Below are 17,243 nucleotides of genomic sequence, written 5' to 3'. Positions count from 1 at the left end.
AGCGCGGCATAATCTCCCGGAGGCGATGCTGCGCATCTGTCCGGGCTACGGGATGGCAGATGGCGGTAAACCTGTAGCCCGGGCAGGCGCTTAGCGCCGCCCCCGGGAGCTGAGTACAGGGGCCCGTAGCCCCGCTAAGCGCAGCGCGAGCGGGGGAAATCACAATACCTTAAACCCGTGCGTACCATCGCGCGCCAGCTGTTCAACCAGGCCGAACTCCCAGTCGAGGTAGGCCTGCATTGCAGCCGGGGAGTTATCGGTACCTTCATATGGGCGCTGATAGCGATCGCTGCGCGGCGTCGCCAGATGCGTCTCGCCATGCTCCAACGCCAGTCCGGCATCAATCCACGCCAGGGTGCCGCCGCTCAGCAGCTGCACCTGTTTACCGGTTAAAGCCGCTACCTCCGGCACCGCGTAGCGGGCCAGCAGGCTGCTGCCGCAGGTGACAACGTAACGTTCTCCTTGCGGTATCACCTCCAGCGCCTGGCGCAGCTGCGAACGAACCAGCCAGTAAGCGCCCGGGATATGCCGGGCGACATAGTTGGCGCTGGTGGTGAAGTCCAGCACCACGGTGCCGGGTACCCGCAGCTGTTCCGCTAACTGCTGTGGCGAAATCTCCTCCGCCTGCGGCCCCGGCGGTACTTTGGCCGCGGGGGTACCGCGCTCGCTAAAGTCTTCAGGGCGCGCATCATTTAACACCGCCACTTCCCACCCCATCTGCGCCAGCCAGGACGCCGTTATCGGTGCGCGTATCGCGTCATCGGCAATCAGCACAATCCGCGCTCCGCGCACGCTGGCGAAATGGTCGGTTTCCTGCACCAGCTGCCCGCCGGGCGCGCTAACGCTCAGCGGCAGATGGCCTGCGGCGTACTCCTCCGGGCTGCGAACGTCAAACAGGTAAGTCGTACGCGCGGGCTGCCGCAGCCAGCGCTGAAGGGTTGCGGTGTCTATAAAGGCGACGCCGGCGCGCTCCGCCAGCTGTCTCACCGCCGTCGCGCGTTCGACTGAGGCGCGGAAATCGGCATCGTAGCGGCGCTGCTGGCCGCGCTCAAGGTCAAGCCCGGCTAAGGTCCAGCCGATGGTGCCGTTGCGCAGCGCGTAGACCGGATTGGGCAAACCGGCGTTGCGCAGCGACTGCGTGCCGATAATACTGCGCGTGCGCCCCGCGCAGTTGACGATCACCGTCGCCTGCGGTGACGGAATCAGGCCCTCGATGCGCAGCGCCAGCTCCCCGCCGGGCACGCTGATGCTGCCGGGAATATTCATGGTGTGATACTCATCGAAACGGCGCGCGTCGACGACCACCACCTCCTGTTGACCCTCGAGCAGCGCCTTCACTTCCCCGGCGCTCAGCGAGGGGGTATGCCGCTCGCTCTCTACCAGCTCGCCGAACGCTTTACTCGGCGAATTCACGTCCTGAAACAGCTCCCCGCCGCTTCGTTGCCACCCCGAGAGGCCGCCTTCCAGCAGCGCGACATCCTGATAACCCCAGCTCTGCAGGCGCTCGACGGCCCGCTCCGCCAGACCTTCGCCGCCGTCATAGACGGTAATCGGCGTCGTCAGGCGCGGCACGCGTCGAAAAACATCCAGCTCCAGTTTGCTGAGCGGCAGATTAGCGGCAAACAGCGGATGGCTGCGGGCAAAGTCGGCCTCTTCGCGAACATCGATCAGCGCCAGCTCCGCGCCGTCAAGCAGCGCCTGGCGCAGCTGAGCGGTCGGGCGATAAGAACAGATGGGCATATTAATTATCCTTTGAGAGATCCCAGATATTGGGCAAGTGGCGATTGGAGTAACCGGAGACAAAAGGTTTGACGAGGCCTTCCGGGGTATAGACCGCGCGCCTGACGCCGCCGATATTGCCGCCGTAAACGTGAATACTGATCGAGACGCTATCCGCGAGGGCGTTGCTCACCCGGTGAATATCGCCATCGCGGGAAGAGACTTTTTCTACTTCACCAGGGGAGAGGCGTTCGGCAACGCCGCTGACCACCGGCTGGCCGCGCTCGTCCAGGCGGTAGCGCTGATTCTCCTCCGCGCCGCGCAGCATGCCGATGGCGCCCCACACCCGATGATCGTGAATCGGCGTCGATTGCCCAGGCCCCCAGACGAAGCTGACGATGGAAAATCGCTGTCCGGAATCGGCATGCAGTAGATACTGCTGATAGTGGTGGGGGTGCGGCAGGGTGTACTCTTCCGGCAGCCAGTCATCTTTTTTTACCAGCGTGGCCAGGCGCTGAGCCACGGCGTCAAGCAGGGCTGGCTCATCGGCAAATTCGCGATGCAGGGCATCAAGGTCCTGAATAAACTGGCGTAATTTTTCCACTCGCGGTGCGGTCATGGTCGCTTCCTGTTGTCGGGACTGGTCTTTACGCTAGCAAAGGCGTTAATATAATTAAAATGCAATTTCCGCATATATTAATATGCAAAAATCACATTAAGGACGCTATGCGCATCGACGACATTGACGCACTGCTGGCCACCGTGCAGTTCTCCTCGCTTAATCAGGCCGCGGAATATCTCGGTATTACCCAATCGGCGATAACCCGCCGACTTCAGCGACTGGAGCAAACCCTCAACGTGACGCTGCTTGAGCGTCAGACCCGGCCGCTCACCCTGACCGCCGCCGGGCACCGGGTTTACGAGCAGTGCCTGAGCATCAAGCGGGAGACCAAAAAGCTGTACGGTCTGCTCGACCCCGAGGCCGAGCCGCACGGCATCCTGCGTCTCGGGGTTCCGCAGAGCGTGGCGGAAATTGCGCTGCAGCCGGCGCTGACCGCGCTGCGCCAGCAGTTTCCCGCCCTGAGACCGCAGGTCACCTGCGGCTGGAGCGGGCTGCTGCAAAAGCGCCTTGAAAGCGTCGAGCTGGACGGCGTGCTGGCGATGGGGCCGGAACAGCAACGCTTTGCTGAGGGCTACGGCGGGCGCCTGCTGTGCCCGCTGGATATTGCGGTGATCGCGGCCAAAAGCTGGCGTCTTCACGCCGGGGCGCTGCGCGACTGCGCGGAAAAAGGCTGGGTGCTTAATCCCGACGGCTGCGGCCTGCGGGCCGGGCTGATTCGCGAGCTGCAGTCCCAGGGGCTGCGTCTGGCGCTGAATGTTGAGACCGCGGGTGCCCAGCTGCAAATCAGCCTCGTGGCGCAGGGGCTGGGGCTTGGCCTGGTCCCGCGCGCCGCGCTGGCCGCCAGCCCGTGGCGCGATGAGGTGACAATATTGACGCTGGCGGATTTCCAGCCCGAGGTGCATCTGTGGCTGGTTCACGCGCAGAATCTGGCTAATCTGAGCCAGCCGCTGACTTTTTTCGCCGGCAAAGTCGTTCAGCAGCTAAACGTATCTGGCTGAAACGTATATATAATTTTTATAAATGCTTATCTCGCATATTAAGATATGATAAAAATGCATTTTGTTCATTAAGAGCCCGTGTATAGGGTAATGAAAACGCGCCGCCGCGGCGGCCCACTCATTATCCTGCTACAAGGAGTTCTGCATGAGCATTCAATTTCTCGGCATGATCGGCCACCGCCTGTCGTCGGAAACCATCGCCCCGGTCGGTCCGATTTTTGACCGCGATTACATCGTGCGTTTCGCGCAAACCCACGAGGCCGCCGGGTTTGACCGCCTGCTGGTGGGCCACTGGTCCGATCAACCCGACGGATTCCTGGTGACCGCGCTGGCGGGTCTGTCGACGCAAAAGATCGGCTTTCTGTTGGCTCATCGTCCCGGTTTTGTCTCGCCGACCCTCGCCGCGCGTAAGTTCGCTACCCTTGAACATCTGCTGGGCGGACGGCTGGCGGTGCATATCATCAGCGGCGGCAATGACGCCGAACAACGCCGCGACGGCGATTATCTCGATCACGACCAGCGCTATGCGCGTACCGATGCCTTCCTTGAGACCGTCCGCAAGGTATGGACCGCCGAACAGCCGGTGGATATCGCCAATGATTTTTATCAGGCGGAACAGGCGTGGTCGGCGATACGCCCGCTGCAAAAACCGCATATCCCTCTCTACTTCGGCGGCTCGTCGGAAGCCGCTATCGCCGTGGCCGGCAAGCACGCCAATGTTTTCGCTCTGTGGGGCGAGTCGCTGGCGCAAACGGAGGATACCATCCAGCGCGTGCGGGCCGAGGCGGCGAAACATCAGCGAGACATCGACTTCAGCGTCTCGTTCCGGCCGATTATCGCCGCGACTGAAGCTGAGGCCTGGGAAAAAGCCGAGCATATTCTGCACGTCGCCACCGAACGGGCGGCGCAGAGCGGGGACGGCTTCAAAGCCAAGCCCGACAGCGTCGGGGCGCAGCGTCTACGGGCCACCGCAGCGCAGGGCAAGGTGGTAGATAAACGTCTGTGGACCGGAATTGCGCAGCTGGTGGGCGGCGGCCACAACTCTACCGCGCTGGTAGGCACTCCGGAACAGGTTGCTGACGCGCTGCTCGATTATTACGACCTCGGCGTGCGCAACTTCCTGATCCGCGGATTCGATCCGCTCAACGATGCCCAGGAGTACGGTAAAGCGCTGCTGCCGATCGCCCGCGAAAAAGCGGCCCTGCGCGCCGCGGCGGAGCGCGCATCGTGAAACATCCGGCTACCGATGAGTGGGCGCGACGGCTCGCGGAGATTCGCCACCTGATGGCGGAGCAGGCGGCCAGCCTCGACGCCAGCGGCGACTTTCCCCGCGACAATATCGACCGTCTGCGCCAGCGCGGCTTTTTAAGCCTCGCCGTACCGCTGCAGTACGGCGGGGCAGGTGCCGATCTTCCCAGGCTCCAGCAGGCGATTGCCGCTATTGCCTGGGGCGAACCGGCGACGGCGCTGATTGTCTGCATGCAGTACCTGCATCATCTGCGGCTGGCGGAAAACGAGAACTGGTCCGAGCCGCTGCGCCAGCGGGTTTTTCACGATGCCGTTGAGCGGGGAGGATTGATCAACAGCCTGCGCGTGGAGCCGGAACTGGGCTCCCCGGCGCGCGGCGGCCTGCCGCAAACCGTGGCGACCCGCCGCGCCGAAGGGTGGCAGATTAATGGCCATAAAATTTATACCACCGGTATTGAGGGGCTGAGCTGGCTGGCCATCTGGGGCCGCAGCGACGACGCTCCGCCGCTGGTCGGCACCTGGCTGGTGCCGCGCGAAAGTGACGGTATTAGCGTCGTCAAAAGCTGGGACCACGGCGGAATGCGGGCAACCGGCAGCCATGAAGTGGTGCTCAACAACGTGCAGGTGGCCGCCGATCACGCGGTGGATGTATGGGCTGCCGATGCGCCTCCCGCGCCGGATGCTGAACAGTTTCGCCTGTTTGCCAACCGCCACACGGCGCTACTGGCGGCAATTTACGACAGCATCGCGCGGGCGGCCCGCGACTGGCTGGTGTCCTGGCTGGGTACGCGTATCCCGGGGAGCCTTGGGCAACCGCTTTCCAGCCTGCCGCGGGTGCAGGAAAAAGTCGGCCAGATTGACGGCTGGCTACTGGTCAATCGCAGTCTGCTGGAAAAGGCCGCGCAGCTGGGCTTTTCCGCCATTGAGGCGAATCTCGCGAAAGTCACGATTACCGACAATGCCATTCAGGCGGTAAACCTGGCGCTGGAGCTCACCGGCAACCATGGCCTGAGTCGGCAAAATCCTCTGGAACGCCACTATCGTAACGTGCTGTGCGGACGGGTACACACCCCGCAGAGCGACAGCGCGTGGCTGGCGGCCGGCAAACACGCTTTTCAAAAATAAGGATAATTCTCATGCGCAGATTTAATGTTACCGCTTTAGGCGGCGCGATCATACTGCTGGTCCTCAGCGGCTATGCGGCGGCTGAGGAGCGAATCACCCTGCGAATTGCCGATCAAAAAGGCGGCATGCGTTCGCAGCTGGAGGCCGCCAACGCCCTGCAGAATCTCCCATATGAGATTAAATGGGCCGAGTTTCCGGCCGCCGCGCCGCTGGCGGAAGCGCTTAACGCCGGGGCGGTGGATGCGGGGATAATCGGCGATGCGCCGCTGCTGTTCGCGCTGGCTAACGGCGCGCCGGTTAAAGCCATCGCCGTCGATAAAAGCAACCCGGCCGGCACCGCGGTGCTGGTCTCGCCCGGCAGCGCGTTGAAAATCGCCGCGGATTTAAAAGGCAAACGCATCGCTACCGGTAAAGGATCGATTGGCCACTTTGTGGCGCTGAAAGCGCTGGAGCAGGCGGGAATTTCGCCAAAGGATGTGCAGTGGGTGTTTCTCGGTCCGGTGGACGCCAAAGTGGCGCTGCTCAACGGTTCGGTTGATGCCTGGGCGACCTGGGAGCCGTACACCACGCAGCTGGTGAAGACCGCCGAGGGGCAGATCCTGGTCAGCGGCAAAGGTTTGCTGCCGGGCAACACCTTCCTGGCGGCAACCGATGATGCCCTGAAGGATCCGCAGAAGCGCGCGGCGCTGCAGGATTACCTCAATCGTCTGGCCGGCGCCGAGCGCTGGGCGTATGCCAATCTCGATAGCTACGGTAAAACCCTGGGGGAGATTATTCGCTTCCCGGCGGATATCGCCCGCGCGCAGTTTGCCAATCGCCAGTCGCAGTGGCAGCCTCTGAACGCGAAGACGGTCGCCCAGCAGCAGTCGACGGCGGATTTTTATCTCGCCAACGGGCTGATCCGCGCGAAGCTGGAGGTGACGCCGACGTTTGATAACGGCTTTAGCGTGCCTGCCGCGCAGGCCCATGCGGAGGCGACGCCATGATAACCTCTGCTTTTTCCCGCCGTCGTTTCTTACGCTTGACCGGCAGCCTTGCGCTGGCCGGCGCATCCCTGCCGCTTTGGGCTCACGATATGGCGGCCATGGCGAGCGGTGAGGAACACCTGGCCCTGCGCCTGGCGCAGCCGTACAAAATCAAGCTGGCGATTAACAAAAGCGCGGTGTGCCTGGCGCCAGTCGCCGTCGCCGAGCAGCAGAAGATCTTCAGTAAATACAATCTCGACGTGGAGTTCGTTAACTTCGGCAACTCGACGGACGTGCTGCTGGAGGCGATTGCCACCGGCAAGGCCGACGCTGGCGTCGGGATGGCGCTGCGCTGGCTGAAGGCGCTGGAGCAGGGCTTCGACGTGAAGCTCACCGCCGGAACCCACGGCGGCTGCCTGAACCTGCTGACGGCGAAAAACTCGCCGTTCGGCGGCCTGGAGAGCCTGAAGGGGCAAACCATCGGCGTCACCGATATGGCCGGGCCGGATAAAAACTTTTTCGCCATCTTGCTTAAGCGCCACGGTATCGATCCGATAAGCGATGTGCAGTGGAAAGTCTATCCGGCGGATTTGCTCAGCGTGGCGCTGGATAAACGCGAAATCGCCGCCATCAGCGGCAGCGAACCCTTTAGCTATCGTCTGCTGGCAACCGGTAAATATCAGCTTATCGCCAGCAATATGACCGGCGATTATGCCAGGCTGAGCTGCTGCGTACTGGGGGTCAGCGGTAGCCTGGCGCGCGATCATAAACCGGCCGCTGCCGCGCTCACCCAGGCGATTCTTGAGGCGCACAGCTATGCCGCCGCGCACCCGGAGAGCGTGGCGCAATCCTTCCTCGCCCATGCGCTGAATACCAATGAGGCGGAGGTCAGCGGCATTCTCCACGGCCAGGGGCACGGTCATCACGCGGTGGGCGAAGCGTTTGTTAAAGAGCTGACCCAGTACGCGGTGGATCTTCAGCGGGTGCAGGTCATTAAACCGGGAACCGATCCCCATCAGTTTGCGGAGAGCATTTATGTCAACGTTTTCGCCTGAACGGGCGCTGGCGCGCCCGGCAAGCGGCAGGCCGCGGTGGACGGAAGGCTGGCTGGCCGCCGCGCTGTGGCTGCTGGGCGGCTTGTATACGCTGGCCTGGCCCGATGCCGGGCGGCGCTGGCCGTTTAGCGAAGGGTGGGCGCTGGCGCAGTTCACCCTCGGCGGCGGGCTGCTGGTGCTGGCGCTGAGCTACCGCTACTGGCGGCAGCGGGGGACGCGTCTGCAGCATGCCGGAAAGTGGCTGGCGCTGCTGCCGCTGCTCTTTGCGCTGTGGGAAGGGCTGACGGCAAAGACGGCATTTTTGCCGGTGCCGTTTTTCGCGCCGCCGCAGGCGCTGATTGAGGTGCTGCACGATGACTGGCCGCGCCTGCTCGATAGCCTTATGCATTCGCTGGGGCTGCTCGGGCTCGGGGTGCTGCTGGGCACCAGTTGCGGTTTTATCAGCGGGCTGGCGATCGGCTGGTCCCAGCGGATCGGCTACTGGGTGCATCCGGTGTTGCGTCTGCTGGGGCCGGTGCCGTCCACCGCGCTGCTGCCGCTGTGCCTGTTTATCTTCCCTTCCAGCTTTGGCGCCAGCGTGTTTCTGATCGCGCTCAGCACCTGGTTCCCGGTGACCGTGCTGACCTGGTCCGGGGTTATCGGCATCGATAAGGCGTGGTATGACGTGGCGCGTACCCTGGGCGCCAGCCAGCGTTTCCTGATCCTGCGCGTGGCGATCCCCGCCGCCTTGCCGAACGTTTTTGTCGGCCTGTTTATGGGGCTGGGCGCGTCGTTTTCGGTGCTGATTGTCGCCGAAATGGTCGGCGTGAAATCCGGGATCGGCTTTTATCTGCAGTGGGCGCAGGGCTGGGCGGCCTATCCCAATATGTACGCGGCGCTGCTGGTGATGGCGCTGCTTTGCTCCGGCCTGATTAGCGGGCTGTTTATGGTGCGCGACCGGCTGCTGAGCTGGCAGCGGGGAGGGATGCAATGGTAACCGCGAACGCCACTTCTCAGGCGGCATCGACCGGCGCGGCGGTGTCGATAAGCCATCTGCATCATGCTTTTACCCTCGGCAAACGGACGGTGCCGGTGCTGGAGAATATCAGCCTGCAGCTGCGGCCCGGAGAAAGCGTCGCGCTGCTCGGCCCTTCAGGCTGCGGTAAATCCACTCTGCTGCGGCTGCTGGCTGGCCTGGAGCCGCAGCAGGCCGGGCAAATTCAGATTGATGAGGCGGCGATGGGCGGGCCGGGGCCCGAGCGGATACTGGTGTTTCAGGACCCGACCCTTTATCCGTGGCTGACGGTGCGGCAAAACGTGCTGCTGGGGCCGCAGGCGCAGGGGAAAAAGGGGCTTGAGCCAAAGGCCGACGCGCTGATTGCGCGAATGGGTCTGCAGGCGTTTAGTGAGGCGTTGCCGCGCCAGCTTTCCGGCGGGATGGCGCAGCGTGCGGCGCTGGCGCGCGCGCTGCTGAATGAACCGCGTCTGCTGCTGCTCGACGAACCGTTGGGCAAGCTGGATTCGCTTACCCGCATCAGCATGCAGCGGGAGCTGATCGCCCTGTGGCAGCAGCAGGGCTATACCAGCCTGCTGGTCACTCACGATATCGAAGAGGCGCTGCTACTGTGCGATCGGGTGTTAATCATGTCGCCGCGGCCGGGGCGGATTATCGCCGAGTTTGCGCTGCCGCTGGCGTATCCTCGCCATCGCGACAATCCGCTGCTGCTGCAGCATCGTCAGGATATTCTGCGTATTCTTGGCCAGGGAGAGGATTGGTAAGGCAACGCACTAACCGGGGGCGTGCTCATTCTGACCGTTCGGCGGGGATTCACGGGGGCGGCGCGGTAGTGCCGCGCCTTGCCCGGGCTACAGGGATTGTGCTCATTCTGACCGTTCGGCTGGGGATTCCCGGGGGCGGCGCGGCAGGGCCGCGCCTTACTCTGGCTACATGGGGCGTGCTCATTCTGACCGTTCGGCGGGCAGTCCCGGGGGCAGCGCGGCAGGGCCGCGCCTTGCCCGAGCTACAGGGGGCGTGCTCATTCTGACCGTTCGGCGGGGATTCCCGGGGGCGGCGCGTCAGGGCCGCGCCTTGCCCGGGCTATGGTGTGGTAGCCCGGATAAGGCGCCGCGCGCCGCGATCCGGGACAGGGATGAGGCTTAAAAATCCATCTTCACCGTAAACTGCACTTCCCGCGGATCGCCGATCTGGTTACCGAGGTTATTGGTGCCGATGGAGGAGGTGTAATAGGTCTTATCGAACAGGTTCTTCACGTTAACCTGCAGGGTGACCGGATATTGTAGCTTCATCTTATAGGCGGCAAACACATCCGCCACCGCATAGCCCTGCAGATAATAATCCGCGCCGTTGGTCCCGGAACGTTTGCTCACCGCGCGACCGCCGCCGCCCACCGTCAGCGTATTGCTGTTGTAGACGTTATGAATGTCATAGCTCAGGAACAGCGAACCGGTGTGTTTCGGCACGTTCGGCAGCGGTTTGCCTTTGTAATCCGGATCGTCGGTGACCTTCGCATCGGTATAGCCGTAGCTGGCGATGACGCTCAGGTTATCGGTCAAGGATCCGGCCACGTCAACTTCGACGCCGCGAGAGCGCACCTTACCGGCGGTTTTCGCCACGGTTTCATCACCCACGGATTCCGTGTAGAGAACGTTGCGCTTATCAATATCAAACAGCGCAATATTGGCGGTGACGCCGTTGAACAGCTCAAACTTTGCGCCCAGCTCGTACGCCGTGGACTCTTCCGGCGGCAGGTTGCCGATATAGCTGGCGATAGAGGACTGCGGCATAAACGACTGCGCTACGTTACCGAACAACGAAACGGACGGCGTCAGCTTATAAACCAGGCCCGCTTTCGGCGTCCATTTTTGGTCGCTGCTGTCGGTATTGACGTTAAACGGGCGGCCCTTACCGGCGTACTGGGTGTAATACTGATAGCGCACTCCGGCAACGGCAATCCATTTATCGGTAAGATAGAGCGCGTCCTGAACGTAGCCCGCGTAGCTCTCCTGCTGAATGCGCTGGTCGCTGTCGGATGCCGAAGCGCTGGAGCATTTGCCAACAGTACCGTAGACCGGATTATAGATATTGAAACCCTTGACGTTCTTACAGCGGATCATATCGGTGCGCAGCAGATCGTAATTCTCATAGGCCAGACCAGTGAGGATCTCGTTGTAAAAGCCGCCAATAACCACGTTACCCTGTAAATCCGCTCGCGAAGAGTGCATTTTCTGGGTTGAACCGTGTGTGGCATCGACGCGGCGGGTCAGGTTGCCGGTCGCCGAGTCGTAGGCCATTACCCGGGCCTGATCGTCGTTGTAATGATCCTGGCTGTAGCTGTAGTCGAAGCGGGCGGTCCAGGCGTCGCTGAGACGGTATTCGGCATTCAGCTGCGCGAGATCGGAATAACCGTCGGTAATATTAAACGGTTCATCAAAACGGGTTTTACGATCGACGTTCACCGCATGACCGGTGTTCAGATCGAAGATGGTGCCGCGATCGAAGGGAGTACTGTAGTTACGGTGCGAATATGACACGTTCACCGTCGCCCGCTCGCCGAACCAGGTCAGAGAGGGGTTAATAAAGCTGCTCTTCTCTTTACCGAAATTACGCCAGTAATCTTCATGCTGATATTCGCCAATAACCCGATACGCCAGCGGCGTCCCGTTAATGGGGCCGGTGACGTCAAATCGGCCGGTACCGCCGCCAAAGCTGGTGGAGGTGGCGGAAACAGAGCCGCCAAAAGTGCGCTCCGGGCGTTTGGTCACCACGTTGATTAATCCGCCGGGGTCGAGAATACCGTACAGCGTTGAGGCCGGGCCTTTAAGCACTTCGACTCGTTCGGTGGCGGCGGTAAAACTGCGCGGCAGTACGGTGCGCAAGCCGTTGGTCATGATTGAACCATCGCGGTTAGCGCCGAAGCCGCGGCGGGTAAAGGCGTCCTGGGTTCCGCCGAGGGTATTGGTTTGCACCACGTTGGCGACGTTATACAGCGCTTCATCGAGGTTCGTCGCGTGCTGATCCTGCAGCACCTGTTCGCTGACAGTATTGACGACCTGAGGAATATCCAGCATCGGCATGGAGGTCAGGGTAGCGGTTGACGTATTGACCGGCTGATAACCGTTAGTGGCGCTTTGCCTGCTGCCGTTGGCCACGACCGTCATGGTCTCGTCGGCGGTTTTTTTTGTTGTATCGGCGCTATTAACCGCTGCCAATAATCCCGGTGAGGTGAAAAAAATCAGTGAAAAAAGCGCACGCCCTTTTAATGCCGAAGAAGGGACATTTAATGGAGTCATTGTTGTTTCTCGTGAACGAACCTCGCCTTTGCGGTGAGGTAAAGCCAATAAAATCATTGCCCTGGAAAATAAACCTGGCTGTTTTTTACGCCGTACCGCGCGCCAGATATGTAATTGAGAATCATTCAAACACGAAGAAATGTAGTAGTAAACGTTATGTAAGATAAAAAATCAGCGAAATGAATAATCAATCATTTAGCGGCGATCTGACGAGAGGGTAAGCGTTTATTTTCTTGTTTTTATTGATAATAAATTTTTTACCTGGTCATTGACGCGGAGGTGATAAAGCGTGAAGTCAGACGCGGTAATGGGGTATTGACTACTACATTCATCCACCGCATGATCAAAAGAGAATGAGATTTATTTATGTTTGAGTGCGGAACGCGCGGGCCCGACGCCACGCCGTTGCGGCGCGGGAGCGAGTTATGCCACAGCGGGTGTTGCCTGCAGAGCAGGGAATCGTCCTTGATTCCCTGTCGGCCGGATATGGCCAGACGTTAATTATCGACAATATTCATCTCACCATTCCTCACGGGAAAATGACCGTTCTGGCCGGCGCCAACGGTTCGGGTAAATCGACGCTGCTGTCGACTATCGCCCGGATGCTCAAGCCGCTGGGGGGCTGCGTACGTCTGGACGGCGAGGTGATTCACCAGATGCCGACCCGGGAGGTTTCCCGTCGGCTGGGCATTCTGCCGCAATCGCCGCTGACCCCGGAGGGGCTGACGGTTTTTGAACTGGTTTCGCGCGGGCGCTATCCGTGGCAGGGGCTGATGCGGCAATGGTCGCAAGCCGATGAACGGGCGGTGGAAGAGGCGCTACGGCTCACCGGCACCGCAGAATTCGCTCATTTACCGGTGGATAGCCTCTCCGGCGGCCAGCGCCAGCGCTGCTGGATCGCAATGGCCCTCGCTCAGCAAACGGCGACGATTCTGCTGGATGAACCCACTACCTGGCTCGATCTGCGCTATCAGGTCGATATCCTCGAACTGCTGCAAACTTTAACCCGCGAACACGGCCGCACCGTGGTGACCGTCCTGCACGACCTGAACTTTGCGGTGAACTATGCCGACCTGCTGGTATTTCTCAAAAAAGGGCAGATCGCCGGGGTGATTAATGAACAGGAAATCTGCACGCCGGAGCTGATCAAAAACGTCTTTGACGTGGACGTTCAGATGTCGCTCAACCCGCAGACCGGCAAGCCCTTTTTTATGCCGTTCCGCGCTCGTGAGGAGAAAGCTTTATGAGCGCCTCAGCGCTGCTGCTGCAGCGCCGACAATCCCGGCCCCGGCTGGCGCTGGTATTGCTGAGCCTGCTGCTGCTGGGCGGCTCGCTGGTGCATCTCGGGCTCGGCGCGCGCTGGATTGCCCCGCAAACGGTGTTGCAGGCGCTGTTCCATTACGATCCGCGCAATTTTGACCACCGAATTATCGTTGATTTACGTCTGGTACGTCTCGCGGCGGCGCTGCTCACCGGCGCGGCGCTCGGCGTGGCGGGCCTGCTGCTGCAAACCGTGATCCGCAATCCGCTGGGTGAGCCGCATATTCTCGGTCTTAACGCCGGCGCTTCGCTGGCGGTGGTGGCGACATCGGCGCTGGGGATCAGCCTCGGCGGCGTCGCGTTAGCCAGGCCGCTGACCGCCGCCTGCGGCGCGGCGCTGCTGTTTGGCGGCGTGATGCTGTTGTCGTCGTCCGGTCGCGGTGGCGTCACGCCGCTGCGCATTACCCTGTGCGGGGTGGCGCTGTCGGCCTTTGCCTCGGCGGTGACGGCGGCGATTCTGATCCTCGATGAACAAACGCTACTGGCGATGCGTACCTGGCTGGCGGGCGATCTTGCCGGGCTGAACTGGCAAACGCTGCGCGCTGCGCTACTTCCGGCGCTGGCGGGGCTGACGATCGCGCTGATCATTGCCCCGCGTCTGAACGTGCTGGCGCTGGGCGATAAGGTCGCGCTGGGGTTGGGGGTGAAAATCGTTCAGACCCGCCTGCTGGGGCTGGCCGCCATTGCGCTTTTGTGCGGCTCCGCGGTGGCGGTGGCCGGGCCGATCGGCTTTGTCGGGCTGGTGGTCCCCCACGCGGTGCGCCGGCTGATTAGCGAAGATATTCGCCTGGCGCTGCCGCTGGCCGCTCCGGTTGGCGCCCTGGTGCTGCTGCTGGCGGATATCGCCGCCCGCACGCTGGCGGCCCCCCAGGAGTTGGCGACCGGCGCAATGACCGCGCTGGTGGGGGCGCCGGTGTTTATTGTTATCGCCGCGAGGTTTTTTAAATGAAAAATGCCGTCCGTCGCGCCGGCTTTCGGCCGCTGACCTGCGGCCGCTGGCACATTCTGCTGCGGCCCGCGGCATTAAACATCGCCGCTGTTGCGCTGCTCGTCATCCTGCTGCTGGCGCTGTTTGGCCTGACCCGCGGCAGTTTCCCGATGCCCTCCGGTACCCTGTTCCATGCGCTGCTGGGTGGGGGAAACGTGGGCGAACAGCAGCGATTTATTCTGTTTGATATCCGCCTGCCGAGGCTGTTTATGGCGCTGCTGTGCGGGGCGATGCTCGGTCTGGCCGGCGCGGCGATGCAGAGCATTACCCGCAACGGTCTGGCGGATCCCGGGCTTATCGGGGTGAAGGAGGGGGCCAGCATTGTCGTCCTGGCGCTGGTGCTGTTCTTCCCGGCGGTGGGCCTGGTCTGGCGGCCGCTGGCGGGAATGCTCGGCGGCGTGCTGGTGGCGCTGCTGGTTCTGGCGCTGGCCCGCGATTGTTCGCGCCCGCGCTTTATTCTCATTGGCATCGGCGTGTCGTGGACGCTGGCGGCGGCGGTCGGTATTTTTATGACCACCGCCGACGTGCGCGATGTACAAACGGCGATGATCTGGCTGGCGGGGAGTTTGCACGCGGCGACCTGGCCGCTGTTGGTCGTTGCCTTCTGCTGGGCGCTGCCCGGGGCGATGATCCTTTTTTTGACCGCCAGGGCCGCCGATGTGGCGCTGCTCGGCGACCGCACGGCCATCGGCCTCGGCGTACGTCTGCAGCAGCTCACCCTGTTGCGCTTTTTCGCGCCGGTGCTGCTCACCTCCGCCAGCGTCTCCTGCGTCGGTAGCCTTGGCTTTGTTGGCCTGATGGCGCCGCATATGGCGCGTTTTCTGCTGCGCGGCGGCCAGGTGGCGCTGCTCTGCGGCAGCGCGTTAATTGGCGCGCTGCTGGTGTTAGTCACCGATACCATTGGCCGACTGGCGTTCGCGCCGCTGCAGATCCCCGCAGGGATCGTCATCGCTCTGGTCGGTTGCCCGTTTTTTATCGTTCTGCTCTGGCGTCGTCGTGACGCCCTGTAAATCAAAAAGGATCGCTATGCGTTGGTTCGTTTCTCTGCTGGTGCTGCTGGCGGGCGTCGCCTCGGCCGCCGATACGCAAACCTTTACCGACGACTTAGGTCGCACGGTCACCGTTCCACGACATCCGCAGCGCATTGTGTCGATGCACGATCTGGATATCACCATCCCGCTGATTGAGCTTGGCGTCCCGCCGGTGGCCAGCCATGGCCGGACGCGTCCGGACGGCAGCCACTTTTTACGCGCCAGCGCTCAGCTGACCGGCGTTGATTTTGATAACAGCGCGATTCGGTTTATCGGCACGGCGGATATCGATCTCGAGGCGGTAGCCGCGGCGAAACCGGACCTGATTATTACCGAGCCCAGCCGCCACGTTTCGGTGGAGCAGCTGGAGAAGATTGCGCCGACGGTCAGCATCGACCACCTGCAGGGCAGCGCGCCGCGCATCTATAGCAAGCTGGCGCAGCTCACCGGCACCCAGCCGCGGTTATTGATTCTCGAACGCCGCTATCAGGCGCAGATTGCCCAGCTGAAGTCGATTGTGGACACGCAAAAAATCGTGGTTTCGGTGATTCAGGCCAACAACGGCAAGGTTACCGTGCATCACTCTTATCATACGCTGGGCCGCGTGCTGCGCGATGCCGGATTTCGCTTTCCGCCGCTGATCGACAACATCCCCGATGGCCAGCGTATTGACGTCAGCGCCGAGCAGCTACCGGCGCTGGACGCCGATTTCGTATTTGCCACCTGGCGTTCCGATACCGGCGGCAGGCCGCAGGATGAGCTGCAGGCGATGGAGAGCGTGATGCCCGGCTGGTGCGACTTTATGCGCGCCTGCCGCACCGGGCGCTATATTCTGCTGCCGCGCGAGGAGGTTATCTCTAACTCCTACGCCGCGCTGTCGCTGATGGTCGCCCAGGTGCAGTCGCACATTGCCGGTCGTCCTTTGCCCGAGGGATTGCAATGAAAACGGTGGTTAAAAGAGAGAAGGGACGGGTGGACCTGTTCGGTGAGCGTTTTCGCGCTCGCGCGCATCAACTGTCGCCGCGTTTGCTGGCGGTGGTGAGCTATATCAACGAAAACCGGGAAGCGGTGCTGGAGCGCACGGCTATGGAAATCGCCGCCGCGACGAATACCTCGGACGCCACGGTGGTGCGCGCCATCCAGGCGCTCGGCTTCGCTGGCCTGCGGGAGCTGAAGCAGACCATGGAGCGCTGGTTCGGCCCGTCGGCGACCTCGTCGGAAAAAATGATCTCCACGGTGAGCGCCTTGTCCAGCGACGTCAATTCGAGCATCGATTTCGTGCTGGACGGGCATCAGCGGGCCTGCGAAGTGCTGTCGCGCCCCGCCAACCGTGCGGCGGTGGCGCAGGCGGTGGCGCTGCTCACCGACGCCCGCCAGGTGGGGATTTTCGGGATCGGCGCCTCGGGCATTCTGGCGGAATATACCGCCCGGCTGCTGAGCCGCATCGGTCTGCCTTCGTACGTGATGAACCGCACCGGGTTTAGCCTCGCCGAGCAGCTGATCGGCCTGCAGCGCGGCGACGTGCTGATTATGATGGGGCAAAAGTCGCCGCACCGGGAGGGGATGACGACCCTGCGCGAGGCCCGGCGACTGGGAATACCGACGATTTTGCTGACCCAGGCGGTGGATTCCCGCTTTAGCCAGGAGGCGCAGGTGGTGATTGAGGTGCCGCGCGGCGGCGATAACGGTCGGGTGCCGCTGCACGGTACGGTGCTGGTATGCCTGGAGATGATTGTGCTGTCGGTCGCCTCCACCGCGCCGCAAAAAACGGTGAAATCGATGAAGCGGATCAATGAATTGCATCGGGCTATTGGTAAATCCGGCGGTAAACGAAGCTAAACGACAGATAATTTACCGTCGGGAAGGTTTCCGGTTGCATGCT

13 protein-coding genes and 2 pseudogenes are annotated in these 17,243 nt (G+C 62.0%); 12 read left to right on the top strand and 3 right to left on the bottom strand.

Going from position 1 to position 17,243, the window contains the following annotated elements; genetic code table 11:
* Window positions 1–159 precede the first annotated feature (159 nt).
* Both IAE27_RS21075 and IAE27_RS21070 read right to left on the bottom strand, forming a co-directional pair.
* Window positions 160–1,740 (bottom strand): rhodanese homology domain-containing protein, encoded by a 1,581-nt coding sequence (locus IAE27_RS21075; protein ID WP_115239470.1) that lies wholly within the window; start codon window positions 1,738–1,740, stop codon window positions 160–162.
* Window position 1,741: 1 nt separating this feature from the next.
* Window positions 1,742–2,338, bottom strand: coding sequence for a cysteine dioxygenase (locus IAE27_RS21070; RefSeq protein WP_004102858.1), 597 nt, complete (start codon window positions 2,336–2,338; stop codon window positions 1,742–1,744).
* 107 nt (window positions 2,339–2,445) lie between these two features.
* Here IAE27_RS21070 and IAE27_RS21065 point away from each other — a divergent pair, with 107 nt between their 5' ends.
* The 7 genes and pseudogenes from IAE27_RS21065 to IAE27_RS21035 all read left to right on the top strand — a co-directional run bounded on the left by IAE27_RS21065 (window position 2,446) and on the right by IAE27_RS21035 (window position 9,490).
* Entirely contained in the window at window positions 2,446–3,339 is an 894-nt protein-coding gene (locus IAE27_RS21065) for a LysR family transcriptional regulator (protein WP_004102856.1), read from the top strand.
* Between the two features lie 145 nt (window positions 3,340–3,484).
* Window positions 3,485–4,589, top strand: a pseudogene (locus IAE27_RS21060) (LLM class flavin-dependent oxidoreductase).
* On the top strand, window positions 4,567–5,712 hold the full coding sequence (locus IAE27_RS21055) for an acyl-CoA dehydrogenase family protein (protein ID WP_004113552.1): 1,146 nt from the start codon (window positions 4,567–4,569) through the stop codon (window positions 5,710–5,712). The pseudogene IAE27_RS21060 and the gene IAE27_RS21055 overlap by 23 nt, the downstream one beginning before the upstream one ends.
* Window positions 5,713–5,723: 11 nt before the next feature.
* Window positions 5,724–6,698, top strand: a complete 975-nt coding sequence (locus tag IAE27_RS21050) for an ABC transporter substrate-binding protein (protein ID WP_070556832.1) — start codon at window positions 5,724–5,726, stop codon at window positions 6,696–6,698.
* Window positions 6,695–7,732 carry an ABC transporter substrate-binding protein gene (locus tag IAE27_RS21045; RefSeq protein ID WP_064344479.1) on the top strand — a complete coding sequence of 346 codons (1,038 nt, stop codon included), beginning with the start codon at window positions 6,695–6,697 and terminating at the stop codon, window positions 7,730–7,732. Before IAE27_RS21050 ends, IAE27_RS21045 begins: the two co-directional genes overlap by 4 nt.
* On the top strand, window positions 7,713–8,708 hold the full coding sequence (locus tag IAE27_RS21040; RefSeq protein ID WP_004102848.1) for an ABC transporter permease: 996 nt from the start codon (window positions 7,713–7,715) through the stop codon (window positions 8,706–8,708). The genes IAE27_RS21045 and IAE27_RS21040 overlap by 20 nt, the downstream gene beginning before the upstream one ends.
* Window positions 8,702–9,490, top strand: coding sequence for an ABC transporter ATP-binding protein (locus tag IAE27_RS21035; RefSeq protein ID WP_004102846.1), 789 nt, complete (start codon window positions 8,702–8,704; stop codon window positions 9,488–9,490). Before IAE27_RS21040 ends, IAE27_RS21035 begins: the two co-directional genes overlap by 7 nt.
* Before the next feature lie 378 nt (window positions 9,491–9,868).
* Here IAE27_RS21035 and IAE27_RS21030 read toward each other — a convergent pair whose 3' ends face one another.
* Window positions 9,869–11,890 carry a TonB-dependent siderophore receptor gene (locus IAE27_RS21030; protein ID WP_108704956.1) on the bottom strand — a complete coding sequence of 674 codons (2,022 nt, stop codon included), beginning with the start codon at window positions 11,888–11,890 and terminating at the stop codon, window positions 9,869–9,871.
* A gap of 557 nt (window positions 11,891–12,447) precedes the next feature.
* Between IAE27_RS21030 and IAE27_RS21025 the strand changes: the two genes are divergently transcribed.
* The 5 genes and pseudogenes from IAE27_RS21025 to IAE27_RS21005 all read left to right on the top strand — a co-directional run bounded on the left by IAE27_RS21025 (window position 12,448) and on the right by IAE27_RS21005 (window position 17,200).
* Complete coding sequence (locus IAE27_RS21025) at window positions 12,448–13,269, top strand: ABC transporter ATP-binding protein (protein ID WP_004102842.1); 822 nt, start codon at window positions 12,448–12,450, stop codon at window positions 13,267–13,269.
* A complete protein-coding gene (locus tag IAE27_RS21020; protein ID WP_004102841.1) occupies window positions 13,266–14,291 on the top strand; it encodes a FecCD family ABC transporter permease in 1,026 nt (341 codons plus the stop codon). The genes IAE27_RS21025 and IAE27_RS21020 overlap by 4 nt, the downstream gene beginning before the upstream one ends.
* Window positions 14,288–15,340: a FecCD family ABC transporter permease gene (locus tag IAE27_RS21015; RefSeq protein WP_049121755.1), complete on the top strand. Its 1,053-nt coding sequence runs from the start codon at window positions 14,288–14,290 to the stop codon at window positions 15,338–15,340. Before IAE27_RS21020 ends, IAE27_RS21015 begins: the two co-directional genes overlap by 4 nt.
* A pseudogene (locus tag IAE27_RS21010) lies at window positions 15,331–16,304 on the top strand (ABC transporter substrate-binding protein); the annotation flags it as partial. The gene IAE27_RS21015 and the pseudogene IAE27_RS21010, both read left to right, overlap by 10 nt.
* A complete protein-coding gene (locus tag IAE27_RS21005; RefSeq protein WP_004102837.1) occupies window positions 16,301–17,200 on the top strand; it encodes a MurR/RpiR family transcriptional regulator in 900 nt (299 codons plus the stop codon). The pseudogene IAE27_RS21010 and the gene IAE27_RS21005, both read left to right, overlap by 4 nt.
* The last annotated feature ends 43 nt before the right edge of the window (window positions 17,201–17,243 follow it).

The sequence above is a fragment of the Klebsiella sp. S69 genome, from assembly GCF_016516145.1.
GTDB classification, from domain to species: Bacteria; Pseudomonadota; Gammaproteobacteria; order Enterobacterales; family Enterobacteriaceae; genus Klebsiella; species Klebsiella oxytoca.
Note: the sequence above shows the minus strand (reverse complement) of the source record. Positions and strands in the feature narration are given on the sequence as shown.